This window comes from Leifsonia sp. AG29, assembly GCF_009765225.1.
Lineage (GTDB): Bacteria > Actinomycetota > Actinomycetes > Actinomycetales > Microbacteriaceae > Leifsonia.
The window spans coordinates 2,956,523-2,973,493 of record NZ_VMSF01000001.1 but is presented as its reverse complement, the minus strand read 5'-3'; the positions used below and the strand labels follow the sequence as shown (position 1 = coordinate 2,973,493).

Here is a 16,971-nt window from a genome sequence, read left to right as displayed (position 1 = left end):
TGTGGGGAATGGTGGCCGCGGGGGCCGCATTCGGCACGAATGTGGGCGCGGGGTGGGGTGGGAGCGGGGGAGGCGGGAATCAGATTCGGCACGAATGTGGGGGATGGCGGCCGCGGGGGCCACATTCGGCACGAATGTGGGCGCGGTCAGGGGAGGCGCGGGGTGCGCGGCGGCTCACTGCGGCGGCGACCCGTGGCCTCGAAGGCGGCGGCGAGGGCGAGCAGCGCCGAGTCGTCGTAGGCGCGGCCCGCGAACGTCAGCCCGACCGGCATCGCGGTGTCGGGCATCGTCCCCATCGGAACGGTCACGGTCGGGATCCCCAGGTGCCGCGGCACGAGGTTGCCGTTCGCGACCCAGACGCCGTTGCGCCAGCCGAGGTCCGCCGAGGCCGGGTTCACGTCCATGTCGGCCGGCGCCACGTCCGCGACCGCCGGGAACAGCACGGCGTCGAGGCCCAAGCCGTCCATCCACTGCTCGAGGTCGACGCGACGGGTCTCCTCCAGCCCGCGGAGCCCCTCCTCGAGGTGCGGGATGTCGGTGAACCGGGTTCCGGCGTGGGCGCGCACCCACTCGGGGTACTCGGCGATGTCGTCGTCGAAGCCGTCGTAGCGGTCGGGCAGGGCGCCCTCGGGGTGCGGGAAGATGCGCGAGCCGTCCACGTCGGCCAGGGTCGACAGGGAGGGGTCGCCGTTGGCCGCGAGGAAGTCGTCCCACGCCCACGCCGACAGGTCGACGATCTCTCGCCGGAGGTACTCCGGCGACACGAGACCGCGGGTGGCGATGGTCGGCGCTCCCGGGCGGTCGCCCTCGTAGTTCGACACGACGGGGAAGTCGACCTCGACGACCGTCGCGCCCGCCGCCTCCAGGTCGCGGCGTGCCGCCTCCCAGAGCTCGACCACGGAGGCGCGCGTCTCGATACGCCTGCCCGTCGGGCCGCCGATGCCCGGGTTCTCGGCGGTTCCCGCCTCCGGGTCGGCGTTGATGTACATGCGGGGGATCCCGAACCGCTTCCCGGCCAGGGAGCCCTCGACCGCCAAGCGAGGGTACGAGTCGGGACGCACCTCCGACGACCGCGGCAGCTCGATCCACGGCTGCGCGCGCCAGAAGTCGCCGCGGGTCTCGGCGTCGTCGGCGACGATGACGTCGAGCACCTCCAGGAGGTCGGCCATGGTCCGCGTGTGCGGGACCACGACGTCCATGGTGGGGACAAGCGGCCAGTTCCCGCGCACCGAGATGACACCGCGCGAGGGGGTGTAGGCGCATAGGGCGTTGTTGGAGGCGGGGGCCCGCCCCGACGACCAGGTCTCCTCCCCGAGGCCGAAAGCCGCGAAGCTCGCAGACGTCGCCGTGCCGGACCCGTTGGAGGAGCCGGAGCCGAACGCCGCCGTCAGGTAGTCGCCGTTGTACGGCGACTCGGCTCTCCCGTAGACGCCGCGCTGCATGCCCCCGTTGGCCATGGGCGGCATGTTGGTCAGGCCGAGCAGGATCGCTCCGCCGGCCCGGAGCCGCTCGATCGTGAAGGCGTCGCGCTGGGCGACGAGGTGCTCGAAGGCCGGCGACCCCGCGGCGGCGGTGAGACCCCGCGCCAGGTAACTGTCCTTGGCGGTGTAGGGGATGCCGTCGAGCGGCCCGAGCGTCTCGCCGCGAGCACGGCGCTCGTCGGAGGCCCGCGCCTCCTCGTGCGCATTCGGGTTGCGCACGACGACCGCGTTGAGCCGAGGACCGGCCGCGTCGTAGGCGTCGATGCGCGCGAGGTACGCCTCCACCAGCGCGACCGCTGTCGTCTCGCCGCTCTCGAGCGCCTGACGCAGCTCGGCGATGCTCTTCTCGACGACGTCGAAGCGTCCCTCCGGCCCGGTCATCGCGCCACCGCCGGCTGCTGTTGGGTGATGCAGTGGATGCCGCCGCCGCGGGCGAAGATCGGCCGCGAGTCGACCATGACGACCCGGCGGCCCGGGTAGGCGGCCTCGAGGATCTCGGTCGCCTCCGCGTCCGCGCGCTCCTCGCCGAAGCCGCACGCCACGACCCCGTCGTTCACCACGAGGTGGTTGACATAGCTCCAGTCGACGAAGCCCTCCTCGTCGCGCAGGGTGGCCGGGGCGGGGAGCTCGACGATGTCCCACGAGCGGCCGGCGGCGTCGGTCGTGTCCTGGAGGAACGCCTTCAGCTCGCGCGACACGGCGTGATCCGGGTGCTCGGGGTCGCGCTGCGTGTGCAGCAGCAGGCGGCCCGGGGAGGGGATGGTCGCCACGATGTCGACGTGGCCGTTCGTGCCGAAGTCGTCGTAGTCGCGGGTCAGGCCGCGGGGCAGCCACACGGCGTGGGTGGCGCCGATCGTGCGGGCGAGCTCCGCCTCCACCCGCGCCTTGTCGGCGTAGCGGTTGCGCCGCGGATCGAGCTGCACGGTCTCGGTGAGCAGCACGGTGCCCTCGCCGTCGACGTGGATGCCGCCTCCCTCGTTGACGAGCAGCGAGCTCACGAGCTCCGCGCCGGTGCGCTCGGCGACGAAGCGCGCGAGCTCCGCCGACTTCTGCCACTCGGCCCACTCCGGGTCGCCCCAGCCGTTGAACACCCAGTCGACCGCACCGAGGACGCCCGGGCGCTCGTCGTCGACGACGAAGGTGGGGCCGAAGTCGCGCATCCAGAATTCGTCGAGCGGCGCCTCCACCTGCTCGATCTCGCCGCCGAGCATGCGACTCGCGCGGTCGCGCTCGCTCGGGTCGACGACCATGGTGACCGGCTCGAACTCGGCGACCGCGTGGGCGACGGCCGTCCAGGCGGCGTAGGCCTCCTCGGCGGAAGCCGCGTCGTCGCCGAGGGTGAGGCCGGCGCGGGGGAACGCCATCCAGGTGCGCTCATGCGGTGCGGTCTCTGAGGGCATGCGCCAGGTCATCGGTGTCCTCCGGATGCGTCGGTGCGGTGCGGGGCCGTGCGTGCTCACGCGTTGTGTTGATCAAACGATCAATAACTGGAGGCGACGCTACCTATACTGGGCGGACGATGTCAAGAGCACCCCGCCGCCCGCCCGAGGAGCGCCGCGCCGAACTGGCCGCCGCCGCCCGCGACCTCGCGCTCGCCGAGGGTCTCGCGGCCGTCACCCTGCGCGGCGTCGCCACCCGCGCGGGCGTCACCCCGGCCCTCGTCGCGCACTACCACCCCGCGATGGACCAGCTCGTCGCGTCCGCCTTCACGGCCGTCGTCGCCGCCGAGCTCGCCGACCTGCGCAGGCTGCTGGCGGGGCTCGCCGACGCGGAGGAGCGGATCGCCGCGCTGCTCCGCACCCTTCTCGACGGCACGCGCGACGACGTGACGCTGGTCTGGGTCGAGGCGTGGGCGCTCGGCCGCCGGAACGAGGCGCTCGCCCAAGCGGTCCGAGACCAGATGGATGCCTGGCAGGCACTGATCCTCGCAATCGTCGAAGAAGGCGCCGCCGGCGGGAGGTTCGCCGTCGACGACCCCGCCCAGACGGCCTGGCAGCTCCTCGGCATGATCGACGGCCTCAACGCGCAGGCGCTCGTCCGCTGGGGAGCGGGAGGGGAGCGCGGCCCGGTCCTCGCTCGGGCGGTGGAGGGCCTCCTCGGACTGCGGTCGGGGGCGCTCGCGTGACCCGCACCCCGCCCCCCACCGTTGAACGATTGAACGGTCGCTAACGGCCCCCTCAGCTCCGCTCGGAGATCGCGAGGGGGCCATTGATGACGGTTCAGCTGCGCAACGGGTGGCGAGTGTGTGGATAAGTGTGGAGCACGCCGCCGACGCGCTCGCGGATGCCCTCAGCTGATCCAGGCGAGCAACTCCGCCGTGAACTCGTCGGGCTTCTCGATCGGGGCGGAATGCCCGCAGTTCCCGAACACGACCTCGCGGGTGGTCCCTCCGCCCGCCGCGTAGCGCTCGAGCACGGAGCGGATCTGCGCGAGCATCGGCTGCGGGGGCGCCTCCTCCTCGCCGGGCCAGCCGGGGATCACGCCGGCCGCGCCCAGCTGGTTGAGGTCGTAGAAGGAGGCGTCGCCGACGATCGCGTCGACGTCGCCGCGGACCCACAGGATCGGCGGCTTCGCCGGGATGTCGGCGATCCCTGAGGTGTCGAAGTGCGTCGGCGCGAGCGTGTTAAGCACTCCGCGATCTCCGGGCGCGAAGCCGGGCCAGAAGTCGGAGGCGGAGGCGTCGCCCGGGTAGTTGTCCGGGCCGGTCGTCGTCGAGAGCATCGATTCGATCCACAGGTCCTCGTGCTCCGACACGAACCCGGGCGCCACGTAGGAGGAGCGGTAGACCGCCCGCGGCGAGGTCGGCGACTCCTCGGTCGTGTCGCCCGCGGCGAGGCGGGCGACGAAGTCCGGGTTGGCGCCGCCTCCACCCGTGCCGGACGCGTCCGGGTTGAGGAGCGACCCGTCGGCGGCGGTGCCGCCGAACCCGTACGGCGACACGGTGGAGACGAGCGTCAGGCTGGCGACGAGGTCGGGCCGGTCGAGGAGGAGCTGCATCACGACCCCGCCACCGAGACTCCACCCGACGATGTGGGACGGGCCGAGGCGGAGCTCATCCATCACGGCGGCGACATCGTCGGAGAAGTCGCGCACGCCTCGCCTCGCATCGACAGGCACGGTCTCGCTGTCGCCGAACCCGCGCAGGTCGACGGCTACGGCGCGCACCGAGTCGGGGAGTGACAGCATCATCGGCTGCCAGTACAGCGACGACGAGACGTTGCCGTGCACGAACACGACGGTCCGCTCCGCCTCCTCACGCGCGTCGGAGCGCTCCAGCACGTTGGCCGCATAACGCGGCGTGCGGACGGTGCGGGCGACGATGCCCTCGAGCAGTGTTCCGGTCATCCGTGCTTCTCCTTCGGGTCGAGGATCGGGACGAGCTGACGGAGTCCGGCCTCCGTCATGAGGATCGTGTAGTGGTTGACGTCGCGGGCCTCGTGGAGGCGCAGCTGCGGCAAGCGCTTCTTCCACTCCTCCGCCACGCCGGGCTCGTAAACCGGCGGTCCGTCGAGCAGTCCGCGCGGCGCCCGAACGAAGTCGATCGGGAGGGTCAGCCCGGCGAGCGCCTCGCCGTATCCGGCGCTGCCGTCCAGTTCGAGCGCGTTCACCGAGACCGCTTCCGGGTCGACGCTCGACCGCAGCTCGGGCTCCTCGCCGACGAGGTCGTAGTCGACGTAGTCGCGGAAGGCGGCGTTCCACCACGGGCCGATCGCGGGGTGGCGCTTCCAGAACTCCTCGTATTGCTCGCGCGACTCGAAGCGCATGCTGAGACGTTGGAGGGCCGGCCCGAGGACGACCGCCGGCAGGTCCTCCGGTGCGATGCCCTCCGGCGGTGCGATGGGGAGGCCTCCGTCGATGAGGACGAGGCTCTCGACGCGGTCGGGGTGGCGTTCGGCCAGGCGCACCACGACGAAGGCTCCCATCGAGTGGCCGGCCACCGCGGCACGCTCCACGCCGAGCCCGTCGAGCAGCCGGGCCAGGTCGTCGGCGTGGTCATCGAGCGTGAACGGACCGGGCAGGCCGGCGCTGCGCCCGCGACCGCGCAGGTCGGGCGCGATCACGCGGGTGCCGGGCAGGGCGGAGGCGGCGAGCTGCCACGAGACGTGGTTCGCCGTGATGCCGTGGACCGCCAGGAGCGGCAGCCCCTCGGCGTCGTCGTTCCAGGTCGCGCCCGCGAGGCGGCCGCCGCGCACCTCCACTGAGAAGGGCGTCTCGCCGATACCGGTCACCGGGCGCTCCATCCGCCGTCCATGGTGTAGCTCGCGCCGTTCACCATGCCGGCGGTGTCGCCGGCGAGCCAGACCGCGAGGCTCGCGACCTCGGCCGGCTCCACCAGCCGCTTGATCGCGGACTCGGTCAGCATGACCTTCTCGACCACGTCCTCCTCGGGGATCCCGTGCGCCTTCGCCTGATCGGCGATCTGCTTCTCGACCAGCGGGGTGCGGACGTAGCCGGGGTTGATGCAGTTGGAGGTGACCCCGTGCGGGCCTCCCTCGAGCGCCGTCGTCTTGGACAACCCCTCCAGCGCGTGCTTGGCGGTCACGTAGGCCGACTTGAACTCGGAGGCGCGCAGCCCGTGGACGCTCGAGATGTTGATCACGCGCCCGAACCCGCGCTCGTACATGCCGGGCAGGGAGGCGCGGATCAGGAGGAACGGCGCCTCCACCATGATCCGCAGCATGAGGGCGAAGGTCTCCGGCTCGAACTCCAGGATCGGACGGACGTGCTGGATGCCCGCGTTATTCACGAGGATGTCGGTGCTCAGGCTGAGGTCGGCGAGTTCGCGCGTCTGTGAAAGGTCGACGGTCCAGTGCTTCCCGCCCAGCCGTTCCGCGACCGCCGCGGCGGTATCGCCGTTGACGTCCGCGATCGTGACTTCCGCCCCCGCGGCCGCGAAAGCCTCCGCGCACGCGAGCCCGATCCCGCTGGCCCCGCCGGTGATGAGCGCCGTACGCCCCGTGAGATCCGCCACCGTCACTCCATCCCCGCCGGAGCGCCCGGCCTCGGCCGCACTCTATGCCCGGGCGCGGGAGTCGCGGAAGGGGAGGCGCGTCCGCAGCGCGCGGCGCAGGCTCAGCCGACGAGCTCCTGGGGGAGGACGACGACGTCGACGAGGGCGCCGTTCCGCCAGAGCGTGAGCTCCATGCGCCTCCCGATCGCCCGCTCGACCATGAGGCGTTGCAGCCCGGTCGTGTCCGAGACCGCGACGCCATCGAGCGAGACGACGATGTCGCCCGCGCGTGCGCCCGCCTCGGCGGCCGGGCTCCCCGCGACGACCGACGCGATCCGGATGCCCATCGGTGCACCGACCTTCGCCGCCGCCTCGGGGCTCAGCCTCACCTTCGTGCCGGCCACGCCGAGCCACGCCCGGCGCACGCGCCCCGAGGTCTTGAGAGCTTCGACGATCTCGAGGGTGCTCGAGTTGATCGGGACGGCGAGCCCCAGTCCGATGCCGGCCACGGCGGTGTTGACGCCGACCATGCGGCCCGCGCTGTCGGCGAGCACCCCGCCGCTGTTGCCGGGGTTGAGCGCCGCGTCGGTCTGGATGACCTCGTCGATCACGCGCCCGGAGGCGGTGGGCAGTGAGCGGCCGAGCGCCGACACGATGCCGGCGGTCACGCTGCCGGCGAGTCCGAGCGGGTTGCCCAGCGCGACGACGAGCTGCCCGACCTTGAGGCGCGCCGCGTCGCCGAGCCGGAGCGGGGGAGGTGTCCCTCCGCGGGCCCGCAGGACGGCCAGGTCGGAGAGGGTGTCCGTCCCGGCGACATCGGCGCCGACGGAGGTACCGTCGGCGAAGGCCAGCTCGACGGAGGTCGCGCCCACGACCACGTGCGCGCTCGTCAGGAGGTGCCCCTCCTCGGTGATCACGGACGCGCTCCCGGCGCCCCCGCCGGACCGGGTCCGCACCGATACGGCCGCCACCGACGGGAGAACCGTCTCCGCCACCCGCACGACGGCGGCCGAGTAGGCGTCTAGCGCTTCCCTGTCATCCAGGTCATGCATGTCGTTCACGCGGACAGTGTGACTCTGGGTGAGCGCACCGAGGGTGCCGGTTCGCCGAGGGCGGAAGGTGCCGGCTCCGGTCGTTGTACACGGCGTCCTCCTGCGCGGCGCACGTGGACGTCATGTACATTCCCGGCCCCTTGCGGCCCGCCTACGATCCTCAGCATGACCCCGAGCGCCACCGTCGACGCAGACCTCTGGACCGCGCCGCGACCCCATCTCCTGGAGGGTCGCACGCCAGGGTGGGAGTCCGTCATGCTCGGCGGCTCCCGCGCCGACGAGGACGTCGTCATCCTCGGGTACGACTGACGGGACTGTCCTCGATCCGACCGGCTCCCGTGCATCCGATCGGCTCCCCGCGCCGAATGAATGGTGGAGGGGCCTTCCGCGCGGCGGGGGCCCGCACGGGAAGGTCGTCATCATGTCGTTAGCGGATCGGGCCGCCGCTTCGCACACCATCCATCAAGGGCACGGGCCGCTGCCCGACGCCGAGATCATCGAGCGGCACGCCGAGGCGTTCGTGCACGGGTTCGTCGAGCGGGAGGCGTGGGTCAGCCTCCTCGTGTGGCGCGGCACGGTGTCGGGGCGCCGTCGCTTCCGCGCCCGGCTGGCCGAACCGCTGCCGCTCGCGGCGGGGCGCCGAGTGGACGTGACCGCGCGAGGAGAGCGCTTCGCGCTGGAGGCGATGCGCCGGCTGGGCGCGCCCGAGGCGTGCGTGCTCGTCAAGGACGGCCTCCTGGAGGACGAGCTGACGACCCTCCAATCGGCACTGCACCGCGCCTACCTGTCGGGTTCGGGTGCGCTCGTCTCAGCGGTTCCAGGGCGGCTCTGCTTCGTCCAGTCCGCAGACGGCACGAGGCAGATCCTCTACCGGCCGCGCGAGACGAGTCCTGCCTCCCGCTGAACGGCGAACAAGCGCCCCGGGCTCCACTCAGGAGGCGCCGGTCGCTCCTCCCGGATCGCCCACCAGCGCCGGCTGCCCGACCGGCGCATCGGCGGGCGGGCTCCCGTGGACGACGGTGAGCATGGCGCTGACCATGGCGTTCCCGACCGCGATGAGCGGCACGGCGAAGAGCGCTCCGGGAACGCCAGCAAGGCCGGTTCCCGCGGCCACGCCGACGACGACCGCCAGCGGGTGCACCTTCACGGCGCCTCCCACGAGCAGGGGCTGCATGACGTGGGCCTCGAGGAGGTGGACCAGCAGCACGCCCCCCAGCATGATGATCGCCTGGACCGGACCGGCGAACACCAGCGCGATCGCCACCGCGATGATGCCCGACACGATCGCGCCGATGACGGGGATGAAGGAGAAGAGCAGCACGATCACGCCGATCGGGATCGCGAGCGGCAGCCCCAGGAAGAAGGCGACGAGCCCGATGCCGACGCCGTTGACCAGGGCGACGAGGATCTGCACGCGCACGAAGCTCGTCAGCGTGCGCCAGCCGGCCTCGCCTCCCGCCTGGATCGCCGGGCGGCCGCTCCGCGGGAACAGCCGAGTGATCCAGCGCCAGATGCCGCCGCCGTCGATGAGCATGAAGATCGTGGCGAACACGGCGATCAGCCCACCGGTCAGGATCCGGCCCGTGGTCGAGCCGACGGCCACCGCGCCGCCGATGATCGCGCCGCTGTCCTTCTGGAGGAGCGCGCCCCCGCTCTTCACGTAGCCGGCGAACTCCTTGTCGCTGACGTTCCACGGGGGCTGCCGCAGGGCGTCTCGAGCCCTGTTGTATGCGGCCACGGATTCGTGCTCGAGCTGAGGGAGGCCCGCGCGCACCTGCCACACGACGAGCAGCACGAGACCGGCGATGACCGCCGCGAAGGCGACGAGGCTCACGAGGATCGCCAGCCACTTGGGCCAGTGACGTCGCACGAGGGAGGCGACCGTCGGCTGGAGGAGCGCGGTCACCAGCATGGCGACCAGCACCGGGATCACGATCTCGCGGAAGACCCCCACGAGGTAGATGACGACCGCCGCCAGCGCGACGATCGCGAGCAGCCTCCACGACCACTCGGAGGCCGTCCGCACCCCCCTCGGGACGGACGACGTGGACGGCGCGGTCGACCCGGAGTCCGGGCGAGGGCGGACGAACGAGACCATGCTGAGCTCCCTGACGATCGGTCGCCCGAGCATACGCCACGTGCGTAGTACCTTTGCTTCGGATGGACGACGAGACACGAGGGACACCCGAGGGGCTCTCCCGGCGGGGATGGGGCGTGCTCGTCGGTGTGACCGTCGCCGTGGTGTTTGTGCTCGTGGCCGTGCTGGCGCTCGCCGCAGGTGGGCCGGGCGGGAAGGCCGGGGTGGCGGCTCCGGCGACCACCGGCGCGGCGGATGCGGGTCTTCCGACGCACACGCCCGACGTGTACGCGGCTCCCCGTCTGGGGCTCCCTCCGCGGCCGACTCCGACACCCGTGGTCACGGGTCCGGCGCAGCCCGTCGACACGCTCCAGGCGGGTGACTGCCTCCAGGTCTACCCGTCGAAGACGGCCGACGCCTACCCGGTGGTCGACTGCGCGTCGTCGCACATCGCCCAGGTGCTGTGGCGCGGGCAGCTCCCGCAGCCGGCCGGCGCCTCCTTCCCCGGCACCCCGTCGCTCGATACCCAGGTCAGCGACCTGTGCGAGCCGCATCTGAACTGGCACTGGGTCGCAGTCTGGAACGAAGACGTCCAGGTCGACCTCCGCTACCCCGACACGAGCGACCAGTGGGCGAGCGGTTCGCGGTCGTACTACTGCTTCGTCTATACGTTCTCGCGTCACGAGCTCACCGGGAGCGCGGTGGCCGGCTAGCGCCTCCCCTTCACGGATCAGCAAGAATCGCGGTTCTTTCACCCTGTTCTGGTCGGAAGGTCTCGGGAACCTCCGGAAAGCTTGAAGCCGGACCTTTGACGGCTGCAACAGGCAAGGCGGAGACAGTGCTCGACACCGGTGTGGACATCGCGGAACGGGATCGGGAAGGGGGAGTCGGGGCCGCCGCGCCGACGTTCGAGGCGCACCGCGCCTCCTGGGTCGAGCGGGAGGAGCGGGCCGAGCAGCTGATTCCGCTGATCGGGCGCCTCTACCGCGAGTTCGGCGTTGTGCCGTCCATCCACGGGCACCGCCTGATCAACCTGTCGACGACGGGCATCATCTCCGTCCACGACCGGGCGCGCGAACTCGGGCACGACGAGCTGACCCTCGAGCAGACCTCCGCCGTGCTGCGCGGCCTGCTGGCTGTCCGGCCGGGGCCGGCGTCCATCGACGTCGCCCGTCTCGCGATGACGCTCGGCGAGGGCGCCGAGATCACCGTGGAGGCGCTCCGCGCAGAACTGGACAAGGTCGCGGCCGGTCCCACGGCCGGGGAGGCGACCGACGTCGTCCTCTACGGGTTCGGGCGCATCGGGCGGCTGCTCGCCCGCATCCTCATCAGCCATGCGGGCAACGGCCACGGCCTCCGGCTGCGCGCGATCGTGGTGCGCCGGGGCTCGGACAACGACCTCGCGAAGCGTGCGAGCCTCCTGGCGCGCGACTCGGTGCACGGTCCGTTCGCCGGGTCGATCACCGTCGACGCCGAGAACGACGTGCTCATCGCGAACGGCACCCGCATCCAGGTGATCTACTCCGACGACCCCGCGAACACCGACTACACGGCCTACGGGATCCACGACGCGATCGTCGTGGACAACACCGGGCGGTGGCGTGACGAAGCGGGTCTCTCCCAGCACCTCGCGAGCCCCGGCGTCGCCCGCGTGCTCCTCACGGCGCCGGGGAAGACCCCGCTGAAGAACATCGTCCACGGGATCAATGACGGCACGATCGGGGAGGAGGACCGCATCCTCTCGGCGGCGTCGTGCACGACGAATGCGATAACGCCCGTGCTGAAGGCGGTCGACGAGGCCTACGGGATCGTGCGGGGGCACGTCGAGACGGTCCACTCGTTCACCAACGACCAGAACCTGACGGACAACTTCCACAAGGGCGACCGGCGCGGGCGGTCCGCCGTGCTCAACATGGTCATCACGGAGACCGGTGCGGCGAAGGCGGTCGCGAAGGCCCTCCCGCAGCTCGCCGGAAGGCTCACCGGCTCGAGCATCCGCGTCCCCACTCCTGACGTGTCGCTCGCGATCCTCAACCTCACCCTGGAGCGCCCGGCGACCAAGGAGGAGGTCAACGACTTCCTGCGCCGCGTCTCGCTGCACTCGAACCTGCGCCAGCAGATCGACTATGTCGAGTCGCCGGAGGTCGTGTCGTCCGACTTCGTGGGCTCCCACCGGGCGGGCATCGTCGACGGCCTCGCGACCATCGCCGACGGTGTGGGCCTCGTGCTGTACGTCTGGTACGACAACGAGTACGGCTACTCCTGCCAGGTCGTCCGCGTACTGGAGCGGATGGCGGGCGTGCACCCGGTGCGCGTGCCGGCGCGACCGGCAGTCACGCTCGAACCCGTGGCGGCCGGCTGATCCGGGAGGAGCGCCTCCTCAGCTCACCGTCCAGCGCAGCTCGATGATCTCGTGCGCGTCGCTCAGGTAGAAGACGTTCTGACTGCCCTGGTCGACCTCGACGAAGGCGACCGGATGGCCGACGATGCGGGGTGCGCCGAGCCGGCTGCCGATGTCGTTGACGTGCCACTGCCCCTGGCTGTACCAGAGCTCGTGGACGAGCTCGTCGGTCCCGGTGAAGAGGACGTGCTGCGTGGCGACCGGCTGGAACAGCCCGGCCTCGAACGCATACCCGGCGGGGCTGGAGGTCACGTATGCGGGCACGGCGCCCCCAGCGGTCGTCAGGTCGTTGTGGTGCCACCCGTCGGACGCGCGCCACCAGAGCTCGTGGACGTGCCCGTCGCCTCCCACGTAGTTCACGTGCTGGGTCCCCTCCCCGCGGAAGACGTAGCCGTTGATCGTCTCGGAGTCGCCCGCGATCGGCGCTCGGGTGATGGCCGTGAGGTCGTCCCAGTGCCAGCCGGAGGCGTCGGCCCAGAAGTCGATGACGTGACCGAGCTCGGTGCGCGTGAGCACATGCGCCGTGCGCTGCCCTTCGAACGAGTACCCGGTCGGCGCGGCATCGGGCGCGCACGGCGGGGCGCCGGTGGCGGCGGTCAGGTCGAGGTCGTGCCACCCGTTGCCCGCATTGCTCAGCTCGTGGACATGCCCGCCGCCGCGGGCCTGATAGACGACCCGCTGGTGACCGTCGAAGTACGTCTCGTACCCGTAGGGCTGGGACAGCGTCAGCGGTGCGCTCGCCGCGTGCGTGAGGTCGTTCGAGTTCCAGCCGTCGTCCTCGGTGTACCAGAGCTCGTGCACGTGGCCGTCGAACCGCTCGCCCTGGTAGACGACGTGCTGCGAGCCCTGGTGGGCCCAGATGTAGCCGTTCGCGTTGGTCGCAGCCCGGGCCCCTCCCGCCTCGGAGACGAGATTCTTCACCTCCCAGCTGTCGCTGTCGCTGCAGTAGAGCTCGTAGAGCTGGCCGTCGCCTCCCGTCGTCGAGGTGTAGCCCTGGAAGACGACGTGGCGCGTGAACTGCGCGAACAGCCACGCCGTCGGCTGGTAGACCGCGTGCGGCGCGCCGGCCGTCGTGGTCGTCAGGTTCTTGATTCTCCATCCCATGGTGCGCTCCGATCCTCCGAGCGCCGGCGTCGCATGTCGGCGTTGACGTGCACAGGGTAGACGGGGAGGGGCACGGATGGGGAGGGTAAGGTCGCCCGCGTTCGATCCGGGTGCTGCCGACCGGGCCTTGCACCTCGCAGACCCCCTGGTCAACCCCCCTATCGTCCGCTTGGAGATTCGGTGCTGTTCGGCGACACTGGCCGGAGAGAGATAGGTGACTATGGCCGCCGCCGCCGCTGACGACGATGTCGTCTCCCAGGTGTTCGCAGAGCGATACCGGTTCGATTCCGTCGTCGGGCGCGGCGGGATGGCGACCGTCTACCGGGCGTACGACGAGACGCTCGGGCGCCCTGTGGCCGTCAAGCTCTATCACGCGGCCGTCGGCGACGCGGGTCACCAGGAGGGCGAGCTCCGGGTCCTCGCCGGTCTCGACCACCACGGTCTGGTGCCCATGATCGATGCCGGGGTCGCTCGCGACGCCGGCGGCCGGACCCGACGCTTCATCGTGATGCCGTTCGTCCACGGCAGCGACCTGCAGACCCGGCTGTTCGAAGCGCCCATCTCGGCCCGGCACATCGCCGAGATCGGTTACGACATGGCCGAGGTGCTCGATTACGTGCACGCGCGCCGCGTCATCCACCGCGACATCAAGCCCTCGAACGTCCTGCTCGTCGACTACGGCAACGGCTCGTCGCGTGCGCGTGCGAAGCTGACCGACTTCGGCATCGCCCTGTTCGACGACATCGAGCGGATGACAGCGGAAGGTCAGACCACCGGGACGGCGGCCTACCTGAGTCCCGAGCAGGCCGGCGGCGCCACGGTCACGACCGCCACGGACGTGTACTCGCTCGGGCTCGTGCTCCTCGAATGCTTCACCCTGAAGAAGGAGTTCCCCGGATCGATGGTGGAGTCGGCGGTCGCGCGCCTGGCCCGCGATCCGCGGATCCCGGACGAGCTGCCGACCCGCTGGCGCGAGCTCCTCGGCGCGATGACCAGCCGGGATCCGGCCGTGCGGCCGGACGCGCGCGACCTCGTCTCAGCGCTGAAGCAGATCGTCATCGCTGAGAGCGGCCGTCACAAGGAGTCGGGAACCCTCTTCCCGGTCGGCGGCCGACCGGCGTTCGACACCGCCGCGCCGAATGCGCTCGACACCCTCCCGACCGAGGCCCTGTACCGCGCCACGGCCATGGCGGCCCGGATGCTCTCAGCGCCGATCTCGATCGTCAGCGTCGTCGACCACGACCGAACGTGGTTCACGTCCCACTACGGGGCCGACGTCGCGCGCATCGCCCGAGAAGTCGACCTGTCGAAGGCGACCGTGCCGCAGCAAGAGCCTGTGATCGTCGAGGATGCGCGCACCGACCCGCGGGCCCAGGGCAGCCCGCTGGTCGAGGGTCCCCTCGCGGTGCGCTTCTACGTGGGGGTGCCCCTGAAACGCGCGGACGGGCAGACCATCGGCACCCTCTCGGTGCTCGGCTTCGAGCCGGGAACGGCTTCGCCGTCCGACATCGCGAACCTGGAGGACCTCGCCGCGATCATCGTCGCCCAGCTCGAGCTCCGCCGCGAAGGCATGCGCAAGGCGGGGGACAGCACCGGGAGCATCCCGACCCCCGTGCCGGCGGCGCTCCTGCAGCGGGAGATCCCGCTGCAGGCGTGACGGGGAGGCGTCTGTCAGCGGCGCCTCGAGCTCGTTGATCGGCCGGCCCTGGCCGCGCGCCGGCGATGGCGCGATGATGGAGGCTCCATCGGCGGAGGAGGGCGACATGGCGGAGACCAGCAGGACCCAGGTGATCCAGCGAGCGGCCCCCTCGGGCTTCTTCTTCCTCCTGTGCTACATCGGAGCCGCGATCTACTTCGTCTCGAGATCGGACGGCTCGTTCTGGGGCGTCATCCTCGGGCTGCTCGAAGCGATCGTCTGGCCGGTCTACGTCGTCTACCACGTGCTGGTGCTGCTGGGGGCGTGAGGGTCACGTGACACTTCTCGAATTCAGCGACACTCGTCCATGTGTAAGCCATGTGGGCCGTCAATCCGGACTGAATCGGATCAGACGCCGGTCGCGTCGATGAGGAGCGCCTCCCATGGTGCCAACGCATCGTGGGAGGCCTCCCGGGACGAGAGAATCCGCGGGCGGTCGGCAGTCAGGCCGGCATCGGCGAGCTCGTCGGGCCATGCCTGCGCCGATGCGCTGAGATTCGCCACGACGACGAACCTTTCCGTCTCGGTGACGCGCTCGTAGGCGATGACGGGCGAGTCCCCAGTGTCGAGGAATCGCGTGGAGCCCTCCGCCAGGGCGTTTACTCGGTGTCGTGCGGCAATCAGCTGCCGATAAAAGTAGAGGATCGATGCAGGGTCGTCCTTCTGCCGCTCGACACTCACGCCGGCGGGGTACTCGGCGAACCTCATCCACGGCGACGCCGAGCCGAAGCCGCGGTCAAGCCCGCCCGTCCAATGCATGGGGGTTCGAGCGTTGTCGCGGGCTGTGATCCGGAGGGCCGCGAGCACGTCGTCCGGGAGACGGCCGGCTGCCACCGCCGAGGCGAAGTAGTTCCGCGAGCTGATATCGCGAAGATCCTCGGGCCCGTCCAGGGTGGCGCCGATCATTCCGATCTCCTCCCCTTGGTACATCGACATGGTGCCCTGCTGGAGGTAGAACGCCAACGCGACCGCCTTCGCGGAGGCTGCCCAGTTCTCGGGGGAAGGATCCCCGAAGCGGGACACCATGCGCGGTTGATCGTGGTTGTTCGCGTACAGGCTGTTCCAGCCGACGCTGCCCAAGCCGGTCTGCCACCGCTGCATCACTCGCCGGAGAGACGGGATGTGCAGGGGGAGCGGGGCCAGCCAGTCACCGTGCTCGCGATCAACTTCGACGTGCTCGAAGGCGAACACCATGTCCAGTCCGGCCTCCCGCGAACGCGTGAGCCGCTGGGCCTGCTCGATCGTCACGCCGGGAGTCTCGCCGATCCTGACGAGGTCCGGCGTGCGGTCCGCGAAGACCTCCGCGTGCATCTCGGCGAGGAACGTCTCCAGGTGCGGTCCATGAGTGACGAAGGGACTGGGATCCGCCCACCCTTCCAGCTTGGTAGCCCGGCCATCGCTGTACTCGGCCGGCTTGGAGATCAGGTTGATCACGTCCATCCGGAATCCATCCACGCCCCGGTCCAGCCACCACTTCATCATGTCGTGGACGGCCTCCCGGACCGCGGGGTTCTCCCAGTTCAGGTCTGGTTGCTGCTCGGCGAAGAGGTGGAGGTAGTACTGGCCTGTCCGCGCGTCCCACTTCCAGGCGGAACCGCCGAAATACGAGCCCCAGTTGGTCGGCTCGGCGCCGGGCTCGCCTCCCACGAAGCCGGGCCGAGGATCCCGCCAGATGTACCAGTCCCTCCTGTCGCTTCGCCGGGAGGAGGATGAATCGAGGAACCACGGATGTTCGCTCGAGGTGTGGTTCACGACCAGGTCGAGGACCAGCCGGATATCCGCGTCATGCAGCCGGGCGATGAGGTCGTCCAGGTCATCGAGGGTGCCGAACCGCGGGTCGATGTCACGGTAGTCCGCGACATCGTAGCCGTTGTCATGTTGCGGCGATGGGTAGATCGGGCTCAGCCAGACCGCGTCCACGCCAAGCCACGCAAGATGATCGACGTGCTGAATGATCCCACGGAGATCCCCCAGGCCATCGCTGTCGCTATCCGCGAAGCTGTGAGGGTAAATCTGGTAGATCGTCCCGCTGCGCCACCACGCGAGCGCGTGGCGGGTGCCAGTCGAGGTGGGCTCATTATCCATATTATAGGAATATATCGGACTTCTGCTTGACATGGCTACCTGCAAACGAGGGCGCTGGGCCCGGAGCAGTCCTTGACCGGTAGCCTCCGATCGGCCGTCGATCGCTCGCGCGTTTCTCTGAGGG

16 protein-coding genes are annotated in these 16,971 nt (G+C 70.7%); 7 read left to right on the top strand and 9 right to left on the bottom strand.

What is annotated here, in order from left to right; translation table 11 throughout:
• Positions 1-146: 146 nt before the first annotated feature.
• Both FPT20_RS14400 and FPT20_RS14395 read right to left on the bottom strand, forming a co-directional pair.
• Positions 147-1,862, bottom strand: coding sequence for an amidase (locus tag FPT20_RS14400; protein ID WP_158866443.1), 1,716 nt, complete (start codon positions 1,860-1,862; stop codon positions 147-149).
• Positions 1,859-2,893: an agmatine deiminase family protein gene (locus tag FPT20_RS14395; protein ID WP_158866440.1), complete on the bottom strand. Its 1,035-nt coding sequence runs from the start codon at positions 2,891-2,893 to the stop codon at positions 1,859-1,861. Before FPT20_RS14395 ends, FPT20_RS14400 begins: the two co-directional genes overlap by 4 nt.
• Before the next feature lie 107 nt (positions 2,894-3,000).
• Between FPT20_RS14395 and FPT20_RS14390 the strand changes: the two genes are divergently transcribed.
• A complete protein-coding gene (locus tag FPT20_RS14390) occupies positions 3,001-3,606 on the top strand; it encodes a TetR/AcrR family transcriptional regulator (protein ID WP_158866437.1) in 606 nt (201 codons plus the stop codon).
• 164 nt (positions 3,607-3,770) lie between these two features.
• On the opposite strand, the gene FPT20_RS14385 is transcribed toward FPT20_RS14390, so the two are convergent.
• The 4 genes from FPT20_RS14385 to FPT20_RS14370 form a co-directional block, all read right to left on the bottom strand.
• On the bottom strand, positions 3,771-4,826 hold the full coding sequence (locus FPT20_RS14385; RefSeq protein WP_158866434.1) for an alpha/beta hydrolase: 1,056 nt from the start codon (positions 4,824-4,826) through the stop codon (positions 3,771-3,773).
• Positions 4,823-5,710, bottom strand: a complete 888-nt coding sequence (locus FPT20_RS14380) for an alpha/beta hydrolase (RefSeq protein WP_233265542.1) — start codon at positions 5,708-5,710, stop codon at positions 4,823-4,825. The genes FPT20_RS14385 and FPT20_RS14380 overlap by 4 nt, the downstream gene beginning before the upstream one ends.
• Positions 5,707-6,453 (bottom strand): 3-hydroxybutyrate dehydrogenase, encoded by a 747-nt coding sequence (locus tag FPT20_RS14375; protein ID WP_158866428.1) that lies wholly within the window; start codon positions 6,451-6,453, stop codon positions 5,707-5,709. Before FPT20_RS14375 ends, FPT20_RS14380 begins: the two co-directional genes overlap by 4 nt.
• Positions 6,454-6,554: 101 nt before the next feature.
• Complete coding sequence (locus FPT20_RS14370; protein WP_158868227.1) at positions 6,555-7,484, bottom strand: S1C family serine protease; 930 nt, start codon at positions 7,482-7,484, stop codon at positions 6,555-6,557.
• A gap of 165 nt (positions 7,485-7,649) precedes the next feature.
• On the opposite strand from FPT20_RS14370, the gene FPT20_RS14365 reads away from it, so the two are divergent.
• Entirely contained in the window at positions 7,650-7,793 is a 144-nt protein-coding gene (locus FPT20_RS14365; RefSeq protein ID WP_158866426.1) for a hypothetical protein, read from the top strand.
• 112 nt (positions 7,794-7,905) lie between these two features.
• Positions 7,906-8,388 (top strand): hypothetical protein, encoded by a 483-nt coding sequence (locus tag FPT20_RS14360; protein ID WP_233265541.1) that lies wholly within the window; start codon positions 7,906-7,908, stop codon positions 8,386-8,388.
• Positions 8,389-8,415: 27 nt separating this feature from the next.
• On the opposite strand, the gene FPT20_RS14355 is transcribed toward FPT20_RS14360, so the two are convergent.
• Positions 8,416-9,582 (bottom strand): AI-2E family transporter, encoded by a 1,167-nt coding sequence (locus tag FPT20_RS14355; protein ID WP_158866423.1) that lies wholly within the window; start codon positions 9,580-9,582, stop codon positions 8,416-8,418.
• A gap of 62 nt (positions 9,583-9,644) precedes the next feature.
• Between FPT20_RS14355 and FPT20_RS14350 the strand changes: the two genes are divergently transcribed.
• Positions 9,645-10,274: a septum formation family protein gene (locus FPT20_RS14350; RefSeq protein ID WP_158866420.1), complete on the top strand. Its 630-nt coding sequence runs from the start codon at positions 9,645-9,647 to the stop codon at positions 10,272-10,274.
• 125 nt (positions 10,275-10,399) lie between these two features.
• Entirely contained in the window at positions 10,400-11,923 is a 1,524-nt protein-coding gene (locus FPT20_RS14345; RefSeq protein WP_267902726.1) for a glyceraldehyde-3-phosphate dehydrogenase, read from the top strand.
• An 18-nt stretch (positions 11,924-11,941) separates the two neighbouring features.
• Here the strand turns inward: FPT20_RS14345 and FPT20_RS14340 are convergent, their stop codons facing one another.
• Positions 11,942-13,066 (bottom strand): hypothetical protein, encoded by a 1,125-nt coding sequence (locus FPT20_RS14340; RefSeq protein WP_158866417.1) that lies wholly within the window; start codon positions 13,064-13,066, stop codon positions 11,942-11,944.
• Between the two features lie 220 nt (positions 13,067-13,286).
• Here FPT20_RS14340 and FPT20_RS14335 point away from each other — a divergent pair, with 220 nt between their 5' ends.
• Positions 13,287-14,723 carry a protein kinase domain-containing protein gene (locus FPT20_RS14335; RefSeq protein ID WP_233265660.1) on the top strand — a complete coding sequence of 479 codons (1,437 nt, stop codon included), beginning with the start codon at positions 13,287-13,289 and terminating at the stop codon, positions 14,721-14,723.
• Positions 14,724-14,829: 106 nt separating this feature from the next.
• Positions 14,830-15,030, top strand: a complete 201-nt coding sequence (locus FPT20_RS14330) for a hypothetical protein (protein WP_158866411.1) — start codon at positions 14,830-14,832, stop codon at positions 15,028-15,030.
• 80 nt (positions 15,031-15,110) lie between these two features.
• On the opposite strand, the gene FPT20_RS14325 is transcribed toward FPT20_RS14330, so the two are convergent.
• Complete coding sequence (locus FPT20_RS14325) at positions 15,111-16,847, bottom strand: glycoside hydrolase family 13 protein (RefSeq protein ID WP_158866409.1); 1,737 nt, start codon at positions 16,845-16,847, stop codon at positions 15,111-15,113.
• Positions 16,848-16,971: the final 124 nt, after the last annotated feature.